Below are 22,418 nucleotides of genomic sequence, written 5' to 3' on the forward strand. Positions count from 1 at the left end.
AGGATGATCTTTTTCCGACCTCGGTCGGTCAACCTCCGGCGAGGTCGTGCGTCATCCACACGGTTCCCTTGGCGTCGCGGACGACCACGATGCCGATGCGCGTGGACGACCTGCTGAGGATGTTCTTGCGGTGGCCGTCGTTCGGGGGCTTCTCGTCGATCATGCCCTGGGTCAGGTTCAGCGCCATCTTGGTGATCGGCTCGACGGCGTCCTTGACCGGGCCGCCCATGCCGACGTTCTCGGCGACCGAGCTCCACCTCACGCCCGCGGCGGTGCCGCGCTCGCCGAGCCCGCTCTCGCCCGGGCACTGGTGGGACAGGCCGCAGCCGTTGCTCATCATGGCCCTGGTGTGCCGTTCGGCGGCGGTGACCAGGGCGGGGTCCATGGTCACCGCGGGCAGACCGGCGTTCGCCCTGGTCTCGTTGATCAGGGCGAGGACGCGTTCCTCCGGCGTCGGGACGCGCACCGGTTCCGGCGTCGGGATGGTCGTGGTCGTCGTCGTGGTGGTCGTGGTTTGCGCGGCTGATGACGACGTGGTGGACGAGGTCGTGCCGGTGCTCGTGGCCGTGCTTGTGTTCGTGGCCGCGTTGGGGATCGCCACGGCTGCCGGCGGGTCGGACGGGAGCAGCACCACCGCCGCGGTGACGCCCAGCACGGCGCACACGGCCGCGGCTCCGGCAGCCGCGAGCAGCGGTTTGGCCGAGACGAACCCGGCGAGCTTCGCGAACGGACCGGTCGCTTCCGCGAGGTGGGCGGCCGCGTGTGCCACGGGAGTGACGTCCCCGAGGTTCTCGAGCAGCCGCGGCAGGTAGGAGGCGGGCACGGTGAGCAGTGCCGCGCCGGTCAGGATGCGTTCGACCGGCATCGCGTCGTCCACGCCGCGCCGGCACCGCCCGCACTCGTCGACGTGCCGCAGCAGCCGCTTGCGCCACAACGGGTTCGGCTCCCCGTTCCAGCCCTGCGCCGCCTTCTCCAGCCCGGCGCAGCGCGGTTCGACCGACAGCGCGCGCACGAGGTGCCGGATCGTCTCCAGACGGCTCTTCAACCGGCTGACCCGCACCGTGACGGCGTGGGCGCCGAGGTCGAGGGCGTCAGTGACCTCCGGCCGCGTGAGCTGCCCGACGCGTTCGAGCGTCCACAACGCCAGCAGCTCGCGGTCCGACGGGTCGAGCCACCGGGCGGCCTCGTCGACCTCGCGCCGTTGCTGGGCGAAGTGCAACCGAGACAACGCCACCTCGACGAACTCGGCCCCCGGATCGGGCCGGTCGTACTCCTCCAGCGGCGCGGGAGCCATGTCGCGGCGCCGGTAGTGCTCGCGCACCTGGTTGATGGTGACGGCGACCAGCCACGACCGGAACCGGTCGGGCTCCCGCAGCGCGTCGATGCCGCGAATGACGCGGACCATCGTCTCCTGCACCACGTCGTCGACGTCGGCGTCGGCGTGCAGCGCCCGACCGGCGACGTTGTAGACCAGCGGCAGGCAGGCCGCGACGACGGCGTCCAGCGCCGCCCGATCACCGGCCCGCGCGGCCTCCACCTGCTCCGCGTCCACCTGCCCCAGCCACTCCCGACCCGTCAACTTCCGCACCCTTCGCCCGGCGACCGTCCGTACGCCATGGGGAGACCGGCGAGTCTCACCTCAGGTCACAGAAACAGGGCGTATAGGTGAGCCAGGTCACACGCTGTATGCGGCGGGGTGGGGGCGGGGCGACGGCTGAGGGGAGGTGCGAGGGCTGGCGAGGCGGGGAACGGAGTTGGGCACGGGCAGCCGAGCAGGGCTGTGGGCGGGGTACAGCGGGCGGCGGGACGAGGTGTGGCGGCGCGGCGATGGACCGGGCAGGCGAAGCGGCAAGCGTTCCTCAAGTCCCCGCGCCGCCCGATCGCCCGACCCCGGCCCACGCCCGGCACGTCACGCGGTGGCGACGACCGCCACCCCGGTCCGCCCGCCGTCCACGTCCAGCACGATCCCGTGCACGAACTCGGCTTCGTCCGACGCCAGGTACACCGCCGCCGCGGCGATCGCCTCCGGCTGCCCGGAGCGGCCCGCGGGTGTGCCGCGCATCATCACGTCGGCGGCGTCGCGGGTGGCCGGGTCCCAGTCCGCCGAGGCGATGACGCCGGGCGAGATGGCGTTGACCCTGATGCCCCGCGGCCCGAACTCGGAGGCCCAGGCGCGGGTGAGCGTCTCCATCGCGCCCTTGCTGGAGCTGTAGATCGACCCGCTGGGCACGCCGAGCCTGGTGATCCAGGAGCCGAGGTTGACGACCGCCCCGCCGCCGGCGGCGATCATGCCGCGGACGAGGGCCTGGGTCAGGAAGAACGGCGCTTTCACGTTGACGCCGAAGACTCGGTCGAACACCTCGTCGTCGGCCGTCGTGGTGGACGAGGCCGGGTAGATGCCGGCGTTGTTGACGAGGATGTCGACGCGGCCGCCGAGCAGGTCGGTGGCCTGCGCTGCGAGCGTGCGGCTGGCCGCGGAGGAGCCGTCGAGGTCGGCGCGGGCGAAGTCGGCCTTGCCGCCGTCCGCGCGGATCTCGGCCACTGCGGCCGCGCCCTTGGTCTCGTCGCGTCCGGAGACGACGACGTGTGCCCCCTCCCGGGCGAACGCGACCGCGATCGCGCGCCGATGTTGCTGGTGGAACCGGTGATGAGGGCGGTCCTGCCCTGCAGTCGTTGTGCCATGCCCTCGAAGTTAGGAGTGGTTTTTTGGACCTGCAAGTCCAGAAATTCGGAGGTGGTCCAGGAGGGTGTCGAGGACGGCCTCCAGGTACCCGACGCTGCCTGTCGACCTGAGCACCTGCACACCGCCCTGGATTCCCGCGATCAACGCCGCGGACAGCCGCGACGGGTCTGCCTCCTGGCGCACCAAGCCGGCTCCCTGCATCTCGACGATCCCCCGGTGCAGCTCGGACTCCCACTGGTGGAGCAGCGTGCTGATGACCTCCTGCGCGCCCGGCGTGCTGCCCAGTTCCCCCATCAGCACGCCCAGCGGGCACGACCGGCCCTGCGCGCGGTAGCGGGCGACCACCGAGTCGCGCCAGCGTTGCCAGGCCGCCCACGACGTCAGGGCGCTCAGGTGCGGTTGCTGGTCGTCCAGCACGCGGTCGGCCTCGAACTGCGCCACGGCGAGGAAGAGCTCCTCCTTGCCGTCCGGGAAGTAGTGGAAGATCTGGCCCTTGCTGGTGCCGGTGATCGCGCGGATGTCGTCCAGCGTCACGCCGGCCGCCTCGTCGCTGCGCAGGTGGGCGGCCGCGCCCTCGATGATGCGTTGGCGGGTCGCACGGCCCTTCGCGGTGAGCTTCACCGGCCCACGATAGGTTTTCTGGACCGCTTAGTCCACTGTGGTTGACTGTGATCATGCTTCCCTGGGAAAGCCCGCTCGCCGGTCGGCTCGACCGGTGCACCGTCGTGTCCGAGCTGCTGCGCGACAACCCGCTCGGTGATCCGCACGAGCGGCCGCTGTGGGTGTACGTGCCGCCGGGCTACGACGAGGGCGACGAGCGCTACCCCACCGTCTACGTCATCCAGGGCTACGGCGGACACGTGGGCATGTGGACGAACCGCTCGCCGTTCCGCCAGCCGTTCGTGGAGACCGCCGACGCTGTGTTCGCCAGCGGCGCGCCGGGGTGTGTCGTGGTGTTCGTCGACGCGTGGACGTCTTACGGTGGCTCGCAGTTCGTCGACTCCCCCGGCACCGGCCGCTACCACTCGTACCTGTGCGACGAGATCGTGCCGTGGGTGGACGAGCACTACCGCACGATCCCGGACCGCGAGTCGCGGGCGATCTCGGGCAAGTCGTCGGGCGGGTTCGGGGCGATGATCACGCCGATGCTGAGGCCGGACGTGTTCGGCGCGCTGGCCACGCACGCGGGGGACGCGCTCTACGAGCTCTGCTACCTCGCGGACTTCGGCAAGGCCGCGCGGGCGTTGCGCGGCTACGACCACGACATCCAGCGGTGGTGGGCGGATTTCACCGGCCGGACCGCGTTCACCAAGCCCGAGGACATGGTGCTGCTCAGCGTTCTCGGTGTGGCGGCGTGCTTCTCGGCCGGCGAGGACGGGACGCCGGAGCTGCCGTTCGACCCGGTGACGGGGGCGCCGCTGCCCGAGGTGTGGCAGCGCTGGCTCGACTGGGACCCGGTGCGGATGGTGCCCGGTCACGCCGAGGCGATCCGGTCGTTGCGCGCCGTGTGGATCGACGCGGGCCGCAGCGACGAGTACTACCTCGACCTGGGCGCGGAGGCGTTCCGGGCGAAGATCGCGGAGGCCGGGATTCCCGGCGAGCGCGTGCACTTCGAGCTCTTCGACGCCGGCCACGGCGGGATCGACTACCGTTACCCGCTCTCACTGGCGTGGCTCGCGGAGAGGGTGGCACGGTGATCCAGGACGTGACGTTGCGGCCGGTCGAGGAGACCGACCTCGACGTGTTGTTCGAGTTCATGCGCGACCCGGAATCGGTGCGGATGGCAGCCTTCACCGCCGAGGACCCCGACGACAGGGCCGCGTTCGACGCGCACATGCGCAGGAACCTGGCACGCGAGGACACGACGAACCGCGTGATCGTCGGGGACGGTCGCGTCGTCGGCTCCATCGCGAGCTTCGTGGTGGAGGGCGACACGGAGGTCACCTACTGGGTCGACCGCTCCGCCTGGGGTCAGGGCGTGGCGGGCCGGGCGCTCGCGCTGCTGCTCGAGGAGGTCACCACCAGGCCGGTGTACGGCCGTGCCGCCAGCGACAACGCGGGATCGCTGAAGGTCCTCACCAGGGCGGGCTTCGAGGTCGTCGGCACCGACGTCGGTCACGCGGCCGCGCGGGGAGCGGAGATCGAGGAGACGATCCTCAAGCTCGGCTGAACTTCTCCGTGCCCAGCACGCCGAGCAGCTGCAGCTTCTCGAACGCCTCGGTGCGCGGTGGCGCGGTGAGCACCAGCAGGGCCTGCGACTGGTCCTCCGTGAACAGCGCCTGGCAGTCCACCTCGATCTCACCGAGCTGCGGGTGCACGAGGACCTTGTGGTCCTCGAACCGCTTCGCGACCTCGTGCCGTTCCCACAGCTCCGTGAACTCGGCGCTTTCCTTGCGCAGCGCGCGGACGAGCTCACCGGCCCGTGAACGCGGACCCATCGTGGCGTAGGCGGCGCGCAGGTTCGCGACCTGTGCCCGGGACTGGTGGTCGCGGTCCTGCTCGCGGTAGACGAGGCGTTCGTCGGGATCGGTGAACCAGCGGTAGATGCCGCTGCGGGCCAGGCCGGTGAACCCGGACGAGTCGCCGTAGAGGGCCTCGGCGAACCGGTTCTGCACCAGGACCTCGCCGAGGTTGGACAGGACCAGCGCGGGGGTGTCGTCGAGCCGGTCCAGCACCCGTTGCAGAGCGGGCGCCACGTGCGTGCTGGTGGCACGGGGCGACGGGGCGTTGCGGCCGGCGACGTGGAACAGGTAGTCGCGCTCGCCGTCGCTGAGCCGCAACGCACGCGCCAGCGAGGCCAGCATGTGCTCGCTGGGCTGCGGGCCGCGTTGCTGTTCCAGGCGCGTGTAGTAGTCCGTGGACATCGCGGCGAGCGACGCGACCTCCTCGCGCCGCAGCCCCGGCGCCCGCCTGCGCGCGCCGACCGGCAGGCCGACGTCCTCCGGCCTCAGCTCTTCACGGCGGCGCCGCAGGAAGGCGGCGAGCTCGACACGGTCCATGTGTCCAGTATGGGCACCGGCACGCGCTCAACCAGGGATCGCCGATCCCCCGATAACGGCTCTCTGCCGCGACCCCCGCGCGATGGCGCAAGCTCGGTGCATGGACATCACCGGAAACACCGTCTTCATCCCCGGCGCCACCAGTGGCATCGGTCTGGCGCTCGCCCTCGCACTGCGGGAGCGCGGCAACACCGTGGTCGTCGGCGGCCGGCGCACCGAGCTGCTCGAGAAGATCGCCGCCGAGCACCCCGGCGTGGAGACCGTCCGCATCGACACCGCGGACGCCGCGAGCGTCCAGGACGCCGCGAAGGACGTGATCGCCCGCTTCCCGTCGCTGAACGTGCTGATCACGATGGCGGGCATCATGCGCGCGGAGGACTGGCACCGGCCCGAGTCGTTCCTCGAGTCGGCGGAGGCCACCATCACGACCAACGTCCTGGGCCCGATCCGCCTGATCGCCGCGTTCGTCGAGCACCTGCAGACCCGGCCGAACGCCACGATCATGACCGTCTCGTCCGGGCTGGCCTTCGCGCCGCTGAAGATCACGCCCAGCTACAACGCGTCCAAGTCCGCGATCCACATGCTCAGCGAGACGCTGCGCCTGCAGCTGGCGGACACCTCGGTCGAGGTCGTCGAGCTCGAGCCGCCGTCGGTGCAGACCGACCTGCTGCCCGGCCAGGCCGAGAACGAGCACGCCGTGCCGCTCGACGAGTACGTCGCCGAGGTCATGAGCATCATCGAGACGCAGCCGGACGCGCGGGAGATCCAGGTCGAGCGCGTGAAGTTCCTGCGCTACGCCGAGGCGCGCGGCGACTACGAGCAGGTGGTCGCGGCGCTCAACCAGACCGACCCGCACGGCAAGTGACGCTCGCCGGCTCGCGGCGCGAGCCGGCGACCTCGCTCAGCTCCGCGCCTTCGACTGGATCAGGCAGGTGCTCGACGCGGTGGCCAGCAGGCGGCCGTCCCCGTCGGTCATCCGCGCCTCGGCGAGCACCGTCCGGCGGCCGTGGTGGGCAACGGTTCCGGTGCAGGTGACCGTGCCGGTGTCCGTCCTGATCGGGCGGAGGAAGCGCACGGCGAGGTCGAGGCTCACGTAGCCGGTGCCGGCTTCGAGCAGCGAGTGGACCGCGCAGCCCGCGGCGGAGTCGAGCAGCGTCGCGTAGACGCCGCCGTGCACGGAGCCGATCGGGTTGTAGTGGAACTCCGCCGGGTCCAGCTCGAAGACGACCTCGCCCTTCCCGACGGACACGATCCGCGCGCCGAGCAGCTCGGCGACGGGCGGCGGCGGCACCTCGCCCGCGGCGACGGCCCGCAGGAAGTCCAGGCCGTCGCGTTCCCGCGCCACTGCGGCCATCGCCTTCGGGTCGCTCCAGGTCACGGTGCGCGTGCGCGGTTCCGTCATGACATTCCCTCCGCGTCGGAACAGGCTCGGCGAGTTCATTCACTGAACCGATCGAACCGTAGCATGCCAGTTCAGTGACTGAACTACACTGAGGTGATGGCACTGCCCAGCACCTACGCGGACCGCAACTGCTCGCTGGCGCGAGCGCTGGAGATCGTCGGCGAGCGGTGGACGTTGCTGATCGTGCGCGACGCCTTCCTCGGGGTCCGCCGGTTCGGCGACTTCGCCACGCAGCTCGGGATCCCGCGCGCCGTCCTGACCAACCGGCTGAGGTCCCTGGTGCAGGAGGGGGTGCTGGAGCACGTCGGCGGCGAGTACCAGCTCACCCCGAAGGGCATGGAGCTGCTGCCGGTCATGCGGGCGATGATGATCTGGGGCGACACCCACTACTCCCCCGACGGCCCCAGGCGCACGTTCCGGCACGCCGCGGACGGCGGTCTGCTCACCCGCGAGGGCAGGTGCAGGGCGTGCGGTGAAACCGTTGCGGTGCAGGACATCCGGACCGAGCCGGGTCCCGGCTACGTTCCGGGCGACGAGCTCGATCCCGTGTCCGCGCAGCTCAGCACGCCGCGCCGGTTGCTGGAACCGCTGACATGAGCCCACCGGTAGCGTGAGGGCATGCCACAGATCACCGTCGAGTACTCCGCCGGACTCGCCGAGTCCTTCGACCGCCGCGGCTTCGCCCTGGCGCTGCACCAGGCCCTCTCCCCGCTGGTGAGCTCGGAGCTGGTGGACTTCAAGACGCGGTTCCGGCAGATCGAGGAGAGCGTGATCGGCGACGGCTCGCCGGCGGCGATGGCGCACGTGCGGGTCGGGCTGCTGTCCGGGCGGCCGGTGGAGCTGAAGCAGGAGGTGGGACGGGTGGCCATCGGTCTCGCGCGCGACCACCTGAAGCCGGTCGAGGGGCTTCCGGCGCAGCTCACGCTGGAGGTCTACGACCTGGACCGCGAGCCGTACCAGAAGCTCGTCTTCTGACCGGCGGGCGTCCATCCGGCCGGTCAGCCACACCACGTCCGCCTGCGAGGCCGACTCACTGGCACCCTTTGCGTCATGGAGATCGGCGGCCGGGTCGCACCCGCACCCACGGACGTGTTCGCGCACGTCGTGGCCCCGTGGGTGAGCGCGGCCGCCGACCGCCTGCACGCCGCGCTGGCCGCACTGCCCGCGTCGGCGGTCGAGCCGGGCGCTCTGGTCGTCTCGTGCGCCGAACGCCTCACGTCGCGCCTGACGCGTCTCGCCGCGCCGGTTCTCGTGCACGAGCTCTCGCGGGCGACCGAGCTCCGCGGTGAGGACGAGCACGAACGGTTCGCGGACTTCCTGACCCGCCGCCACTTCGGGCCCTATCCCGTGCTCGTGAGGGAGCTGGACTCCGAACGCGACACCGCGGTCGAGGTGATCACCGAGATCGCCACCCGGTACGCCGCCGACCAGGACCGCCTGAGCGAGACGGTGCTCGACGCCAAGGCCGCGCTCGTCGGCGTCGAGCCGAGCGGCGACCGCCACCATGGAGGCCGCGCCACCACGATCCTGTGGCTGGCGGACGGTCAGCGCGTCGTCTACAAGCCGCGCGGTGTCGACGCGCACCTGGCGCTGGCCAGGGTGGTCGAGCTGGTGAACGACCTGGCGGGCCTCGAACTCGAGACCATCACGGCGGTGGCGGGCGACGACCACGGCTGGACCGAGTTCATCGAGCCCGCTCCCCTGCCGGCGGGCGACGCCGACACGTACTTCCGGCGGCTCGGCGGTCTGCTCGCGGTGCTGCACCTCCTGCGCGCCACGGACATGCACCACGAGAACATGATCACGCGCGCGGACCAGCCGTTGCTCATCGACGTGGAAACCCTGTTCCGGTCACCACTTCCCGGCTCGCAGGACGATCCCGCGACCGTCGCGCTCGCCTGTTCGGTCGCGCGCACCGGCATCCTGCCGGCGGGAACCGGACGGCACGGGCTCGTCGACATCTCCGCGGTCGGTGGCGACGCGGGCCAGCACACCTCCGGCACCACGGCGGAATGGCTCGACGCGGGCACGGACGGGATGCACGCGGTGCTCCGGCCGGAGCTCACGCGCGGCGCCGCCAACCGCCCGACGTGGCAGGGACAACCGGTCGAGGCCGCCGACCACACGAACGCGGTGCTGTCCGGTTTCCGCCAGACCTACGACGCGATCTGCTCGCACCGCGCGGAGTTCGCCCGCATTCTCTCCATGTGCGGCTCGCTGCCGGTGCGGATCGTGCCCCGGCCGGCGGCGCAGTACGCCGAACTCCTCGCCGCCGCACGCAGACCCGCGATGATGCGCGACGCCCACGCCAGGTTCCGGGCCCTCCACCACGCCTGCGCCGCCTTCCTGCCCACCCTGGCCGAGGCAGAGGCCGCCGAGCTCGACGCGGGTGACGTCCCGCTGTTCACCGCCCGTGCCGACGGCCACGACCTGGAGTCGGCGAAGGGCGCGTTCCCCGGCGTGCTCGCCACGTCCGGACTGGAGGACGCGCTGACGTGCCTCGCCGCGTTCGACGGGTCCGACCGCGCCGACCAGGAGTGGGTGATCGCCGCCTCCCTGGCCACCCGCCGGGTCGCGACGGTCGGCGCCGGTCAGGCCGAGCGGCACACCATCACGACGGACGACGTGCTGTCCGCCGCCCGTGCGATCGCCGACCGGATCATCGCGACCGGCCGCGGCACCGGCCGGATCAACTGGACGGGCCTCGAACCCGTTGACGGCACCCAGTGGCTCGTGCTGCCGATGGGCGCCGGTCTCGCCCACGGCTACACGGGCGTGGCGTTGTTCCTGGCCCAGCTCGGCCAGATCAGCGACGACCGCCGCTACACCGACGTCGCACGCCGCGCGCTGACCGCCATACCCGATCTCCTGATCGCGTTGCGCGACAACGACGACCTGATCGCCGAGGTGGGGTCCGGCGGGCTCACCGGGTTCGCCGGGATCGGGTACGCGCTCGCGAGAACCGCCACCCTGCTCGACGACGACGAGATCGCCGGCTGGGCCCGCTCGACCGTCCGGCTGGCCGACCTGGCGGCCGAGGTGAAGGCGCCGGAACACGGCCTGGCGGCGGCGATGCGCGCCCTGGACGCGGAGATCGGCTGCTCCTACGCGCGCGAGCTGGCCGAGCACTACCCGGACGGGCCCACCGGACCCGTGCAGTGGTGCCGGCACGGCGCTGCCGCCTGGACGGACGAGGACCTGTCGCTGTGCCACGGAAAACTCGGCCACGCGGACGTGTCGGCCGGCGGCTGGTCCGCCGCGACCCGGCACCGCCGCACGGACGAGGTGCTGGCCGAGCTGGACCGCGACGGACCCCGGTGCGCCACGCCGGGGAACGTGCCGACGCCCGGCCTGCTCAGCGGGCTGGCCGGCCTCGGCATCGGCTTGCTGCGTCTCGGTTTCCCGGACCGCACGCCGTCGGTGCTGCGTTTCGAGGCGACGGGATGACCTGGTCCAGTACCGTGCGCGCGTGAAGATCACAGACGACCGCGAGTTCCCCGCGGCCCTGACCGCGCTGAGCGGCATCACCTTCCCGTGGGAGTTCGACGAGGAGGCCGACGAGGCAGGCGCCGCGAACATGGACTACGAGCCGTACCAGGAGTTCGACTCCGCCGAGGAGACGACCGGCTGGATCAGGGCGTGGACGGGCAACCAGGATCTCGACGGCGACGCGTTCCGGGTGTTCGGGCAGGACGGCACCGGCGGGCTCGCCGCGTTGTGGCTGGTGAGGGAAGGGCCGTTGACCGCCCAGCCCGTCGTGTTCTTCGGCTCGGAGGGCGAGGCCGGGCCGGTCGCGACGAGCCTCGGGGAGTTCCTGTGGTTGCTGGCCGGCGGGGTCGGGCCGCAGGAGGCCGTCGAGATCGGGGCGGACAGCGGTGTGCCGCAGGAAGAACTGCGGGCCGTCGCCGAGAAGTACTCCGGTGTCGGGCCGCGCACTCCTGCCGAGGTGCTCGCGGCGGCACGGGCCGAGTTCCCGGACTTCGCCGAGACCGTGCAGTCGTGGTGCCGGTGATCTCGCGGAGCAACCGGAACCAGTACCGGTTCCCCGGTGGTCCACACCAGTTTGCAGGCACCTACTAGGCTCGGTGGAACCTGTTGTGCCGCAAGGTGAACAGGACCTCGTCCTGCGGAGGTCTGCCCCATGAGAAAGCTTCTCGCGGCCGTGCTCCTGCTGACGGCCGCCGCGGTTCCGACCGGCGCGTCCGCCGCGGCCGACCCGATCTACAAGGACCCGGCGCAGCCGATCCCCGCGCGCATCGCGGACCTGCTCGGCCGCATGTCGCTCGACGAGAAGATCGGGCAGATGACGCAGGCCGAGCGCGCCGCGGTCAGCAACGCCGACCTGGTCACCTACCGCATCGGGTCGCTGCTGTCGGGCGGTGGGTCCGCGCCGTCGCCGAACAACGCCACCTCGTGGGCGACCATGTACGACGGCTTCCAGCAGGCCGCTTTGTCCACGCCGCTGGGAATTCCGATGATCTACGGCGTGGACGCCGTGCACGGGCACAACAACGTCGTCGGCGCCACGATCTTCCCGCACAACATCGGCCTCGGCGCGGCGCACGACCCGGCGCTGGTGCAGCGGATCGGCCGCGCCACGGCGGAGGAGGTGTCCGGTACCGGCATCGACTGGGACTTCGCGCCGTGCCTGTGCGTCGCGCGCGACGACCGCTGGGGCCGCACCTACGAGTCGTTCGGTGAGACGCCCGAGAACGCGACTTCGATGGCCACGCTGATCACCGGTCTGCAGGGCGCGCGGTTGTCCGACTCCGGTTCGGTCCTCGCCACCGCCAAGCACTACATCGGCGACGGCGGCACGACCGGCGGTGACGACCAGGGCGACACCCGGCTCACCGAGGCCGAGCTGCGGTCGGTCCACCTGCCGCCGTTCCGCGAGGCCGTCGCCCGCGGCGTCGGCTCGGTGATGATCACCTACAGCAGCTGGAACGGCGTGAAGCTGCACGGCCACGAGTACCTCATCACCGACGTGCTCAAGGGCGAGCTGGGCTTCAGCGGTCTCGTCGTGTCGGACTGGAACGCGATCGACCAGATCGACGGCCAGCCCGGCTTCACCGCCGCCGAGGTGCGCACCTCGATCAACGCGGGCCTCGACATGGTCATGGTGCCGACCGGGTGGCGTTCGTTCATCACGCTGCTCAAGGCCGAGGTGCAGGCCGGTCGCGTGCCGATGTCGCGCATCGACGACGCCAACCGCCGCATCCTCACCAAGAAGTTCGAGCTGGGCCTGTTCGAGAAGCCGCTGACCGACCGCGGCTACACCCCGACCGTCGGCAACGCCGCACACCGGGCGCTGGCGCGCGAGGCCGTGCGGAAGTCGCAGGTCCTGCTGAAGAACCAGAACGGCGTGCTGCCGCTGCCGAAGACCTCGTCGAAGCTGTTCGTGGCGGGCAAGAGCGCGGACGACATCGGCTACCAGAGCGGCGGCTGGACCATCTCGTGGCAGGGCGGCAGCGGAGCCGTCACGCCGGGAACCACCGTGCTGCAGGGCATCCGTTCCGCCGTGTCGTCGTCGACCACGGTGACCCACAACCGCAACGGCACCGGCATCGACGGCACGTACCAGGCCGCGATCGCCGTGGTCGGCGAGACCCCGTACGCCGAGGGCGCCGGCGACCGGCCCGGCGGCATGGGCCTCGACGCCGAGGACCTCGCGACCCTGAACACCCTGCGCGCCACCGGTGTCCCGGTCGTGGTCGTGCTCGTCTCCGGACGTCCGCTGGACATCGCGGCCCAGCTCTCCGGCTGGCACGCGCTCGTCGCCGCCTGGTTGCCCGGCACGGAGGGCAACGGCGTCGCGGACGTGCTCTTCGGCGACTACCAGCCGACCGGCACGCTGCCGTTCACGTGGATGCAGAGCGCCTCGCAGCAGCCGATCAACGTCGGCGACGGGAAGACACCGCTGTTCCCGTACGGCTTCGGCACCCAGTTCCCCGCCACGCAGAACGCCTACAACATCATCGGCGCCTCCTACTACGACGAGCAGCGCGGCACGCAGGTCGAGCGGTGCACGGACTCGGGCTGCGGGCAGAACGTCGGCTACCTGACGCCGGGCGACCACGTGGCCTACGCGGACGTCGACTTCGGCGCCACGCCGCCGACCTCCGTCACGACGCGTCTCGCCTCCGGGTCGACCGCCGGCGGCACCCTGCAGTACCGGCTGGACAGCCCGGCAGGGCCGCTCGTGGCGTCGGTGTCCGCGGCGAGCACCGGTGGGTGGCAGACGTGGACCAGCCGGACCGCGGCCGCGTCCGGTGCGACCGGGGTGCACCGGCTGTACCTCGTCGCCACCGGGGGCAGCGGCGGTGACCTGGCGAACGTGAACTGGTTCCAGTTCACGCGATGAGCGGTCGCGGGACGGGGTTCCGGGCGGGGACCCCGTCCAGCCCCTCCCCGCCTCACCTGGACCGCGCACCAGCAGAGGAACGCCAGGGCCAGCCACACGCAGGAGTTGCCGAGCAGCTCGGCGCGATGAGCGTGGTGGTCAGCGAGCCGGGTGGCCAGGTGGTCAGGCGGACCCGATGGCCTCGTCCAGGATGCCCAGCCCGAGCGCCAGCTCCTCCTCCGAGGCGGTCAGCGGCGGCGCGATCCGGAACACCCCGCCCATCCCCGGGATCTGCACGATGTTCATGTGCAGCCCGAGCTCCAGGCACTTCCGGGTGATGGGCGCGCTCAGCGACTCGTCGGCGATCTCCAGCCCCACCAGCAGTCCCCGGCCCCGCACGTCCGACACCAGCGAGTGGCGCGAGGCGATGTCGTCCAGCCCGTTGCGCAGGAACGTCCCCAGCTTGGCCGCGCGCTCGTCCAGCCGTTCCTCGGCCAGCACGTCCAGCACGGTGTTGCCGACCGCGGCGACGAGCGGGTCCGACACGTGCGTGGTGAAGAACAGGTAGTCGCGGGCGTGCGCCTCCTCCTCGATCTCCGCGGAGGTGACCACGGCGGCCAGCGGCAGGCCGGCGCCCAGGGTCTTCGACAGCGTCAGGATGTCCGGGACGACGCCGTCGCGCTCGAACGCGTACCAGGTCCCGGTGCGGCACAGGCCGGTCTGCGCCTCGTCGAAGATCAGCAGCATGCCGCGCTCGCGGCACTTCCGCTGCAACGCGGCGAAGTAGCCCGGCGGCGGTTCGAGGATGCCGCCCGACGACAGGATCGGCTCGACGATGCACGCCGCGAGAGAACCCACCGACTGCGCGTCGACCAGGTCGAACGCCAGGTCGAGCTGCGCCTGCCAGTCACCGGACGGGGCCGGGATCGCGAAGTTGCCCGGCGCGGCGGGGCCGTAGCCCTTGCGGCCCGCGCTGTAGGTCGCGGCCGCGGCGGCCGCGGTCATGCCGTGCCACGAGCGGGCGAACGCCACCACCTCGTGCTTGCCGGTCACGAGCTTGGCCATGCGCAGCGCGGCCTCGTTCGACTCGGCGCCGGTGGTCAGCAGCTGCACCTTCGACAGCGAGTCGGGCAACGTGCCGGACAGCTTGCGCGCCAGGTCGACGACCGGGCGGCTGAGCATGCCGCTGAACAGGTGGTCGAGGTTCGCGATCTGGCGCTGCACGGTCTCGACGATGCGCGGGTGCGAGTGGCCGAGGATCGCGCTCATCTGACCCGACGTGAAGTCCAGGACGCGGCGGCCGTCCTCGGTGAACAGGAAGCTCCCCGACGCGCTGTCGATGATCTCGCGCGTGAACGTCCCGCCGTAGCGGACCAGGTGGCGGTCGACGTCGTCCCAGAAGGTGTCCATGGCGAAAACGCTAGGACTCGCCCAGCACCAGGTCCATCTCACAATCCCACGCTCGCTGTTCGGAAATACTGCACAGCATGACGCTCAACCCGTGGCGCCTGCGCCTGCTCAGCCAGCTCGACGCGCTGGGCACCGTGCGTGCCGTGGCGCAGGCCGCGAACCTGAGTGCCTCCAGCGTGTCGCAGCAGCTCGCGGTGCTGGAGAGCGAGACGCGCACGCAGCTGATCGAACGGACCGGGCGGCGCGTGCGGCTCACGTCGGCGGGCGTGATCCTGGCGAGGAGGGCGCGGTCGATCCTCGACCAGATGGACGCCGTCGAGGCCGAGCTGCGAGGCCTCGACGACGAGCCTTCCGGGCGCATCCGGCTGGGCGCGTTCCAGAGTTCCGTCCACACCCTCGCCGTGCCCGCGGTCCAGACCCTCTCCCACCCGCACCTCGACGTCGAGATCATCGAGCTGGAACCGCACGCCAGCATGCCCGCGCTGCTCGCGGGCGAGGTCGACGTGATCATCACGACCACGGACTTCGTCGAGCTGCCGGTTCCGGGGGACATCGACGTCGTGCCGCTGGGCGAGGACCCGATCGTGCTGCTCTCGCCGCCGGGCCGGCCCAAGCACGACCTCGCGGCGTGTGCGGACGAGCCGTGGGCGTTCGACGTACCCGGCTCGTACATGGCGAACCTCGCCACGCGCCTGTGCCGGCAGGCCGGGTTCGAGCCGGAGGTCGTCGGCCGGTTCAGCAACTACATGCTGACGCTCAAGCACGTCGAGGCCGGTCTGGCGGTCGCCGTGCTGCCCGCGCTGGCCGTGGACCCGCGGTTCGACGTCGTCGCGAAGGAGCTGCCGGTGACGCGGAGGATCACCGCGGCCGTGCGGCGGGACCCGCGCGCCGCGATCACCGTCGTGCTCGACGCCCTGCACACCCGATCGGTTCCAGGATGTGGACATAGTTGAGACGTCACCTAAACTCGACGGAGTCTCGACCGAGGAGGGGTCCGTGCCGCGGAAGTCAGAGCCGTTGCGGAAGCTGGGTTTTCTCACCATCGGGTTGTTCGACGAGAACGACCCCGGGGCGGGGCACCGGTCCACGCTGGACATCATCGTGCTGGGCGAGGAGCTCGGGTTCGACAGCGCCTGGGTGCGCCACCGGCACCTGCAGTTCGGGATCTCCTCGCCGGTCGCGGTCCTCGCCGCCGCCAGCCAGCGGACCAGCCGGATCGCCCTGGGCACCGCCGTCATCCCGCTCGGCTGGGAGAACCCGCTGCGGCTCGCGGAGGACCTCGCCACGGTCGACGTGCTGTCCGGCGGCAGGCTCAACCCCGGCGTCAGCGTCGGCCCGCCGATGCACTGGGACGACGTGAAGCAGGCGCTCTACCCGGAGACCGCGGACGCCGAGAACTTCAGCTACGACCGCGTGCGGCGGCTGCTGGACTTCGTGGGCGGCGAGAAGGTCACGGACTTCAGCGGCGTCGAGGGCATCGAGGTCTGGTCCGACCGGGTCCAGCCGCACGCGGCGGGCCTGCGCGAACGCATGTGGTACGGCGGGGGCAGCCTGCGCTCGGCCACGTGGGCCGGGCAGCACGGCATGAACCTGCTGACCAGCAACGTGGCCCAGGCCGAGAAGTCCGAGGACTTCGCCGAGACCCAGCTCTCGCACATCCAGGCGTTCCGCGAGGCCGGCGGCGGGCGCGTCTCGCAGGGCCTGGTCGTCATCCCCACCGACTCCGCCTCCCCGGAACAGCGCGCGAAGTACCAGGCCTACGTGGACAAGCGCACGCCGCGCACCGCGTCACCGATCGGGCCGCGGCGGATGATGTTCGCCCGCGACGTCATCGGCACGTCGGCCGAGATCGCCGAGCAGCTGCACGCCCACCTCGGGTTCCAGGAGGTGGACGAGGTGGCGTTCGCCCTGCCGTTCAGCTTCGAGCACGAGGACTACGTGCAGATCCTCACCGACATCGCGACGAAGCTGGGACCGGAGCTGGGCTGGCGACCGGCCTGACGCGCCGCGGGCGTTCCTGCCTGATCATCTCTCGCGATCTGGGAAACTGGACCCGTGCGCGTGGCATTGCTCGGTCCGACGGTCGTGGAGGCCGACGACGGCACACCGGTCGACATCGGTGGTGCCCGCGTCCGCATGCTCCTGGCCCGCCTCGCGCTCGACCCCGGCCGTCCCGTGCCGACGACCGCGCTGATCGACGACCTGTGGGGTGAGCAGCCGCCCGCGGACGCGTCGAACGCGCTGCAGTCGCTGGTCTCGCGGCTGCGCAAGGTCTGCCCGGTCGCGCTGGAACCCGGCGGGTACCGGCTGGGCATCGCGACCGAGGACGTCGACGTCTTCCGGTTCGACCGGCTGCGCGCCGCCGGCCGGCTGGACGAGGCGCTCGGGCTGTGGCGCGGTGAGGCGCTGGCCGACGTGCGGGAGGCGCCGTTCGCCGGGGTCGCGGTGGCACGGCTCGACGAGGCGCGGCTCGCGGCCGAGGAGAGCAGGTTCGCCACCGGTGAGCTGGACGTCGCCGCGCTCACCGCCATGCACGAGAAGCACCCGTTGCGGGAACGGCTGGCCGGGCTGCTGATGCGGGCGTTGTGCGCGCAGGGCAGGCAGTCCGACGCGTTGCACGTCTACGCCGAGGTGCGCGGCAGGCTCGCCGACGAGCTGGGTGTCGACCCGTCGCAGGAGCTGCGGGACGTCCACCTCGCGGCGTTGCGCGGTGAGCTCGGGCCGCGGCCGGTGGCCGACCGGTTGCCGGTGCGGCTCACCAGCTTCGTCGGGCGTGAGGACGAGCTGGCGGAGATCGCGGGGCAGCTGGGTCAGGCGCGGCTCGTGACGCTGGTCGGGCCAGGTGGCGCGGGCAAGACGCGGCTGGCCACCGAGGTGGCGGCGCGGCACCCGTTGCACGGCAAGGGACGCGTCTGGTTCGCGGCGCTGGCCGGCATCAGGGCGGCGGAGGACCTCGCGGGTGCGGTGCTCAGCGCGTTCGAGGTGACGTTCACCGGCGATCCGATGCGACGGGCGAGCGAGGGCATGAACCGCATCGCCGAGGTGCTCGGCGCCGGGGAGTCGTTGCTGGTGCTGGACAACTGCGAGCACCTCATCGCGGCGGCGGCGGAGTTCACGACCGAGCTGCTGCGCCGCGTTCCGAACCTCCGCGTGCTCGCCACCAGCAGGGAGCCGCTCGCGATCGACGGCGAGTCGTTGTGCCCGATCGGTCCGCTCGCCGTGCCCAACGGCCAGGCGGACGTGTCGGGGTTCGGCGCCGTGCGGCTGTTCCTCGACCGCGCGAGCGCGGTGAAGCCGGGGTTCCGGCTCGACGAGTCCACTGTGGACGACGTGAAGCTGATCTGCCGCAGGCTCGACGGCATGCCGCTCGCGCTGGAGCTGGCGGCGGCGCGGCTGCGGTCGATGACGGTCCGGCAGATCACCCAGCGCCTCGACGACAGGTTCCGGCTGCTCACCTCCGGCAGCCGCACGGCCCTGCCGCGCCAGCGGACGTTGCGCGCGGTCGTCGAGTGGAGCTGGGACCTGCTGACCGAGGAGGAGCTGCTGCTCGCCCGGCGGCTCGCGGTGTTCCCCGCGGGCGCCGACCTGGCCGCGATCGAGGCCGTGTGCCTGCCGGACCCGTTCTACGTGCTCACGTCCCTGGTCGAGAAGTCCATCGTGGACGTCGTCGAGATCGAGGGCGAGCCGCGGTACCGGATGCTGGAGACGATCAGGGTCTACGCGGACGAGCAGCTCGACGCGTCCGGCGAGAAGCGCGAGGTCGTGGGCCGGTTCCGCCGCTACTACCGCGACCTGACCGAACGGTGGGAACCGCTCACCCGCACCGCTCGGCAGCTCGAGGCGATCGACGTCTACGAGGCGGAGCAGGACAACATCGTGGCCGCGTTGCGCGGGGCGGTCGACGACCGCGAGGTCGGGCTGGCGGCCGACCTGCTCGGCGGCGTGTTCTGGTACTGGCTGGTCAAGGGCGACAACGAACGCGCCGAGATGTCGGTGCGCGACGTGCTCGCGCTCGGCGACCTGCTGCCGCCCGACCGCTTCGCCACGTTCCGGGCGATGCAGCTCATCATGGCCGCGGTGCCCGGTGTGACGGACGCGGCGGACGCCGCGGTGGTCATCGAGAACTGCGTGAGCTCCGGCGCCGTCGAGAAGTACCCGTCGCTCGCGATCGCACTGCCGATGCTCGCGTTCCTCAGCCAGAACCACGAGCTCGGGCGGCGCGAGGTGAAGCGGGCGGCGGAGAGCGACGACCCGTGGGCACGGGCGGGCGCGGAGTGGGCGCTGAGCTTCATGCTGGTCGAGGACGGCGACCTCGACGGCGCCGAACGGGCACGTGACCGCGCGTACGACCAGTTCGCGGCCATCGGCGACCGGTGGGGATCGGCGATGACGCTCGGCATGAAGGCCGCGTTCGTCTCGCAGACCGGCGACCACCAGGCGGCGATCGACCTGTACCGGCGCGGGCTCGCCGTGGCGACGGAGCTGCGGTCCCAGGACGACGCCGTGCAGCAGCGGTGGCGACTCGCGGTGGAGTACTCCCGGATGGGCGACCACGCGGCCGCGGAGCGCGAGATCGCCGGAGCGGAGCAGTTCGTCAGGGACGTCGGCAACGACCAGCTGTCGACCATGCTCGAGTACGCGAAGGCCGAGGTGGTGCTGCGGGCGGGCAGGGTCGAGGAGGCCCGTGCGCTGAGCACCTCGTTCAAGCAGCGCGCCACCTCGTCGTCGACGCTCGGGTCGTTCGTGGCGGAGTGGGCGTCCACGCTCGACGCCCGCATCGCGCTCGCGGGCGGCGGGTTCGACCACGCGGCGGCGTTGGTGGCGCTGGCCATCAGGACGACGTCGGACCGCGGCGACATGCCGGACCTCTCCGGGGTCACCGAGCTGCTCGCCTTCATCCGGGAGGCGCAGGGCCGCGACGACGCGACCGTGCGGTTGCTCGCCCTCGCCCAGATCATCCGCGGACGCCTCGACATGGGCGACCCGGACGTGCGGCGGCTGGTCGCGAGGTTCGGCGAGCCGGAGCCTCTCCCGATCACCAAGGCCGAGGCGGTGCGCCAGGTGCGCGAAGAGGCGGGCATCGTCTGACGCCCGCCTCCCCGTGACTCACACGCGCTTGCGGTAGGCCCACATCGCGAGCGGGAAGAACACCGCGACCACGGCGGCCATCCAGATCAGCGACCCGGTGAGCGGCCCGGCGATCGCGCCGCCGTTGAGCAGGCCGCGCAGCGCGTCCGACAGCAGGCTCACCGGGCTGATGTCCGCCCACGCCTTGAGCCAGCCCGGCATCGTCGAGGTGCCGACGAACACGTTGCTGCCGAACGTCAGCGGCATGATCAGCACGAACATCAGGCCCTGCACGGCCTGCGGGGTCTTGAGCAGCATGCCCACGAACACCGACGCCCAGCAGAAGCACAGTCCGAACAGGATCGCCAGGCCGGCCGCGACCACCAGCTCCGCCGGGCCGGTCTGCACCCGGAAGCCCATGACCACGGCGACGACCAGCAGCACGGCGATGCAGACGACGTACCGCACGATGTCCGCCAGCACCGCCCCGATCAACGGCGCCGAGCGGGCGATCGGCATCGAGCGGAACCGGTCGAACACGCCCTTGGAGACGTCCGTGTTCAGCTGCACGCCCGCGGTCATGCTGGCCTGGAGGATGTTCATGACCATGATCCCCGGCACCAGCATCTGCAGGTAGGCGTCGGTGTTCCCGGCGAGCGCGCCGCCGAAGAGGTAGGTGAACATCACGAGGAACACGATCGGCGCGATCGTCACGTCCGCCAGCTGCTCGGGGTTCTTGCGGATCTTGAGGATGCCCCGCCACGCCAGCGTGAGCCCGTGGCGCGTCCCCCTGTCCAACGCGATCGTGCTCATGCCGGGCTCCCCTCGGTCTGCTTGCCGGTCAGCGCGAGGAAGACCTCGTCGAGGGACGGCAGGCGCAGCGCCAGCTCGTCCGCGGTGATCCCGGCCTCGTCGAGCTTGCGGACCAGCGTGGACAGCAGCACCGGGTCGTTGACGGGCGCCGTCAGCAGCCCCGTGTCGTCGTCACGGGTCGGCGTCACGCCGGTGAGGTCACCGAGGATCCGGTGCACCACGTCGAGATCGCGCAACGAAGTCGGCCGCACCTGCAGGGTCTGACCGCCGACGCGCCGCTTCAGCTCGTCCGGACGCCCCTCCGCCACCACGCGGCCGTGGTCGAACACCGTGATCGTGTCCGCGAGCTGGTCGGCCTCCTCCAGGTACTGCGTGGTGAGCAGGACCGTGACGCCGTTCGCGACGAGCTTGCGGACGACGGCCCACACCTCGTTGCGCGCGTGCGGGTCCAGCCCGGTGGTCGGCTCGTCCAGGTACAGCACGGACGGGTTGCCGACCAGGCTGGCCGCGAGGTCGAGCCGCCGGCGCATGCCCCCCGAGTACGTCTTGGCGGCCCGCCCCGCGGCGTCGGTGAGCTCGAACTGCTCCAGCAGCTCGGCCGCCTTCGCCCGCGCCCCCGCACGCGAGTGGTCGAGCAGCCGGGCGAGCAGCACGAGGTTCTCCGTGCCGGACAGGTCCTCGTCGACCGAGGCGTACTGCCCGGTCAGCCCGATGAGCGAGCGGACCGCCCTCGGGTCCTTCACCACGTCGTGCCCGTGCACCGTGGCGTGTCCCGCGTCCGGGCGCAGCAACGTGGCCAGCACCCGCACCGCCGTGGTCTTGCCCGCGCCGTTCGGCCCGAGCACACCCACGACCTTCCCCTCCGGCACCTCGAGGTCCACACCGTCCAGGGCCTTGGTCTCCCCGTAGTGCTTGACCAGGCCTTGTGCCCTGATCGCCAGCGACATCGTTCGTTCCTCCCTGTGTCAGGGGGAACTGTGCGCCGCCGCGCTGGCAGGACGCGCACAGCGGGCTGTCAGCCTCTGACAGCGCAAGAAGGGCCCCACCGAGGTGGAGCCCTTCCGGAAAAGCGAACCTCAGGCGAACGGCGCCTTGTCGATGCCACACGTCTTCTGCGTGGGCAGGACACCGGTGAAGAGGTACTCCCGCTTCACCTTCTCCGCGCACGTGCTGCGCACGAACATGGTGGTGTGCCCGTAGCCCTCGACGGTCAGGAACCCGGTGCGGGCCATCTCCGCCGCACCGTCGTGAGCACCGTGCAGAGGCGTCGACGGGTCGAACCTGTTGTTGATGAACAGGATCGGTGCCGACGTCCAGCGGTTCCACGGGCCGGTGTAGCGGTCGTCATCACGGCCCTGCCAGAACGCGCAGGCCATCATGTCGTACACCACCGGACGGCCCCAGTACGGCACGCGCTCGTCCTCACTCTTGCCGTACTTCGTGTACGCGGCGGTGTCGCGCGGGAAGTCGCTGTCCGCGCACTGGATCGCGTTGTACGCCTCGAACCTGTTGGTGATGTAGTCGGCCGACGCCGCGCGGAGCGTTGCCGGCGCCTCCCAGATGCCCTGCATGATCCGGGCGGTGTCCTGCCAGGTGTCCGGCTGCGCCAGCGCGTCCCAGAGGGTGCTGATCAGCGTGACGCGGTCGAACCGCCCGTCCGGTGTGGTGACGGGAGACGCCGTCACCTTGGCCACCAGGTCC

General features: G+C 71.5%; 20 protein-coding genes and 1 pseudogene. 12 read left to right on the forward strand and 9 right to left on the reverse strand.

Annotation, left to right across the window (positions count from 1 at the left end; genetic code table 11):
* Positions 1-28: 28 nt before the first annotated feature.
* From VM306_RS18665 to VM306_RS18675, 3 genes are all read right to left on the reverse strand, one after another.
* Positions 29-1,579, reverse strand: a complete 1,551-nt coding sequence (locus VM306_RS18665; protein ID WP_325516581.1) for a sigma-70 family RNA polymerase sigma factor — start codon at positions 1,577-1,579, stop codon at positions 29-31.
* A 330-nt stretch (positions 1,580-1,909) separates the two neighbouring features.
* Positions 1,910-2,617 carry an SDR family oxidoreductase gene (locus tag VM306_RS18670; protein WP_325516637.1) on the reverse strand — a complete coding sequence of 236 codons (708 nt, stop codon included), beginning with the start codon at positions 2,615-2,617 and terminating at the stop codon, positions 1,910-1,912.
* 75 nt (positions 2,618-2,692) lie between these two features.
* Positions 2,693-3,304, reverse strand: coding sequence for a TetR/AcrR family transcriptional regulator (locus VM306_RS18675; protein ID WP_325516583.1), 612 nt, complete (start codon positions 3,302-3,304; stop codon positions 2,693-2,695).
* A 53-nt stretch (positions 3,305-3,357) separates the two neighbouring features.
* On the opposite strand from VM306_RS18675, the gene VM306_RS18680 reads away from it, so the two are divergent.
* Both VM306_RS18680 and VM306_RS18685 read left to right on the forward strand, forming a co-directional pair.
* On the forward strand, positions 3,358-4,380 hold the full coding sequence (locus tag VM306_RS18680; protein ID WP_325516585.1) for an alpha/beta hydrolase-fold protein: 1,023 nt from the start codon (positions 3,358-3,360) through the stop codon (positions 4,378-4,380).
* On the forward strand, positions 4,377-4,853 hold the full coding sequence (locus tag VM306_RS18685) for a GNAT family N-acetyltransferase (protein WP_325516587.1): 477 nt from the start codon (positions 4,377-4,379) through the stop codon (positions 4,851-4,853). Before VM306_RS18680 ends, VM306_RS18685 begins: the two co-directional genes overlap by 4 nt.
* Here VM306_RS18685 and VM306_RS18690 read toward each other — a convergent pair.
* Positions 4,840-5,682, reverse strand: coding sequence for a helix-turn-helix transcriptional regulator (locus tag VM306_RS18690; RefSeq protein ID WP_325516589.1), 843 nt, complete (start codon positions 5,680-5,682; stop codon positions 4,840-4,842). The genes VM306_RS18685 and VM306_RS18690 overlap by 14 nt on opposite strands.
* A gap of 100 nt (positions 5,683-5,782) precedes the next feature.
* On the opposite strand from VM306_RS18690, the gene VM306_RS18695 reads away from it, so the two are divergent.
* Positions 5,783-6,547: an SDR family oxidoreductase gene (locus VM306_RS18695; protein WP_325516591.1), complete on the forward strand. Its 765-nt coding sequence runs from the start codon at positions 5,783-5,785 to the stop codon at positions 6,545-6,547.
* A gap of 36 nt (positions 6,548-6,583) precedes the next feature.
* Here VM306_RS18695 and VM306_RS18700 read toward each other — a convergent pair whose 3' ends face one another.
* Positions 6,584-7,084 (reverse strand): PaaI family thioesterase, encoded by a 501-nt coding sequence (locus VM306_RS18700; RefSeq protein WP_325516593.1) that lies wholly within the window; start codon positions 7,082-7,084, stop codon positions 6,584-6,586.
* Between the two features lie 96 nt (positions 7,085-7,180).
* Here VM306_RS18700 and VM306_RS18705 point away from each other — a divergent pair, with 96 nt between their 5' ends.
* The 6 genes and pseudogenes from VM306_RS18705 to VM306_RS18730 all read left to right on the forward strand — a co-directional run bounded on the left by VM306_RS18705 (position 7,181) and on the right by VM306_RS18730 (position 13,448).
* The gene (locus VM306_RS18705) at positions 7,181-7,681 is read left to right on the forward strand and encodes a helix-turn-helix domain-containing protein (protein WP_325516597.1); all 501 of its coding nucleotides are present in this window, start codon (positions 7,181-7,183) and stop codon (positions 7,679-7,681) included.
* A gap of 21 nt (positions 7,682-7,702) precedes the next feature.
* The gene (locus tag VM306_RS18710) at positions 7,703-8,059 is read left to right on the forward strand and encodes a hypothetical protein (RefSeq protein WP_325516599.1); all 357 of its coding nucleotides are present in this window, start codon (positions 7,703-7,705) and stop codon (positions 8,057-8,059) included.
* Positions 8,060-8,134: 75 nt separating this feature from the next.
* Positions 8,135-10,531: a type 2 lanthipeptide synthetase LanM family protein gene (locus tag VM306_RS18715; protein WP_325516601.1), complete on the forward strand. Its 2,397-nt coding sequence runs from the start codon at positions 8,135-8,137 to the stop codon at positions 10,529-10,531.
* Positions 10,532-10,553: 22 nt separating this feature from the next.
* Positions 10,554-11,096 carry an SMI1/KNR4 family protein gene (locus VM306_RS18720; protein ID WP_325516603.1) on the forward strand — a complete coding sequence of 181 codons (543 nt, stop codon included), beginning with the start codon at positions 10,554-10,556 and terminating at the stop codon, positions 11,094-11,096.
* Between the two features lie 129 nt (positions 11,097-11,225).
* Positions 11,226-13,034, forward strand: a pseudogene (locus tag VM306_RS18725) (glycoside hydrolase family 3 protein); the annotation flags it as partial.
* 27 nt (positions 13,035-13,061) lie between these two features.
* On the forward strand, positions 13,062-13,448 hold the full coding sequence (locus VM306_RS18730) for a carbohydrate-binding protein (RefSeq protein ID WP_325516640.1): 387 nt from the start codon (positions 13,062-13,064) through the stop codon (positions 13,446-13,448).
* Between the two features lie 162 nt (positions 13,449-13,610).
* Here VM306_RS18730 and VM306_RS18735 read toward each other — a convergent pair whose 3' ends face one another.
* On the reverse strand, positions 13,611-14,837 hold the full coding sequence (locus VM306_RS18735) for an aspartate aminotransferase family protein (protein ID WP_325516605.1): 1,227 nt from the start codon (positions 14,835-14,837) through the stop codon (positions 13,611-13,613).
* A gap of 77 nt (positions 14,838-14,914) precedes the next feature.
* Between VM306_RS18735 and VM306_RS18740 the strand changes: the two genes are divergently transcribed.
* The 3 genes from VM306_RS18740 to VM306_RS18750 are packed head-to-tail and all read left to right on the forward strand — an operon-like array spanning position 14,915 to position 19,925.
* On the forward strand, positions 14,915-15,790 hold the full coding sequence (locus VM306_RS18740) for a LysR family transcriptional regulator (protein ID WP_325516608.1): 876 nt from the start codon (positions 14,915-14,917) through the stop codon (positions 15,788-15,790).
* A 43-nt stretch (positions 15,791-15,833) separates the two neighbouring features.
* Positions 15,834-16,838 carry an LLM class flavin-dependent oxidoreductase gene (locus VM306_RS18745; protein WP_325516611.1) on the forward strand — a complete coding sequence of 335 codons (1,005 nt, stop codon included), beginning with the start codon at positions 15,834-15,836 and terminating at the stop codon, positions 16,836-16,838.
* A 54-nt stretch (positions 16,839-16,892) separates the two neighbouring features.
* Positions 16,893-19,925 carry a BTAD domain-containing putative transcriptional regulator gene (locus VM306_RS18750; protein WP_325516613.1) on the forward strand — a complete coding sequence of 1,011 codons (3,033 nt, stop codon included), beginning with the start codon at positions 16,893-16,895 and terminating at the stop codon, positions 19,923-19,925.
* Between the two features lie 18 nt (positions 19,926-19,943).
* Here the strand turns inward: VM306_RS18750 and VM306_RS18755 are convergent, their stop codons facing one another.
* From VM306_RS18755 to VM306_RS18765, 3 genes are all read right to left on the reverse strand, one after another.
* Positions 19,944-20,717: an ABC transporter permease gene (locus VM306_RS18755; RefSeq protein ID WP_325516616.1), complete on the reverse strand. Its 774-nt coding sequence runs from the start codon at positions 20,715-20,717 to the stop codon at positions 19,944-19,946.
* Positions 20,714-21,664, reverse strand: coding sequence for an ATP-binding cassette domain-containing protein (locus tag VM306_RS18760; RefSeq protein ID WP_325516618.1), 951 nt, complete (start codon positions 21,662-21,664; stop codon positions 20,714-20,716). The genes VM306_RS18755 and VM306_RS18760 overlap by 4 nt, the downstream gene beginning before the upstream one ends.
* A 129-nt stretch (positions 21,665-21,793) precedes the next feature.
* Positions 21,794-22,418 (reverse strand): alpha/beta hydrolase (locus VM306_RS18765; RefSeq protein ID WP_325516623.1); only part of this gene is annotated, 625 nt, incomplete at its 5' end.

The organism is Lentzea sp., assembly GCF_035525475.1.
In the GTDB taxonomy this organism is placed as follows: Bacteria; Actinomycetota; Actinomycetes; order Mycobacteriales; family Pseudonocardiaceae; genus Lentzea.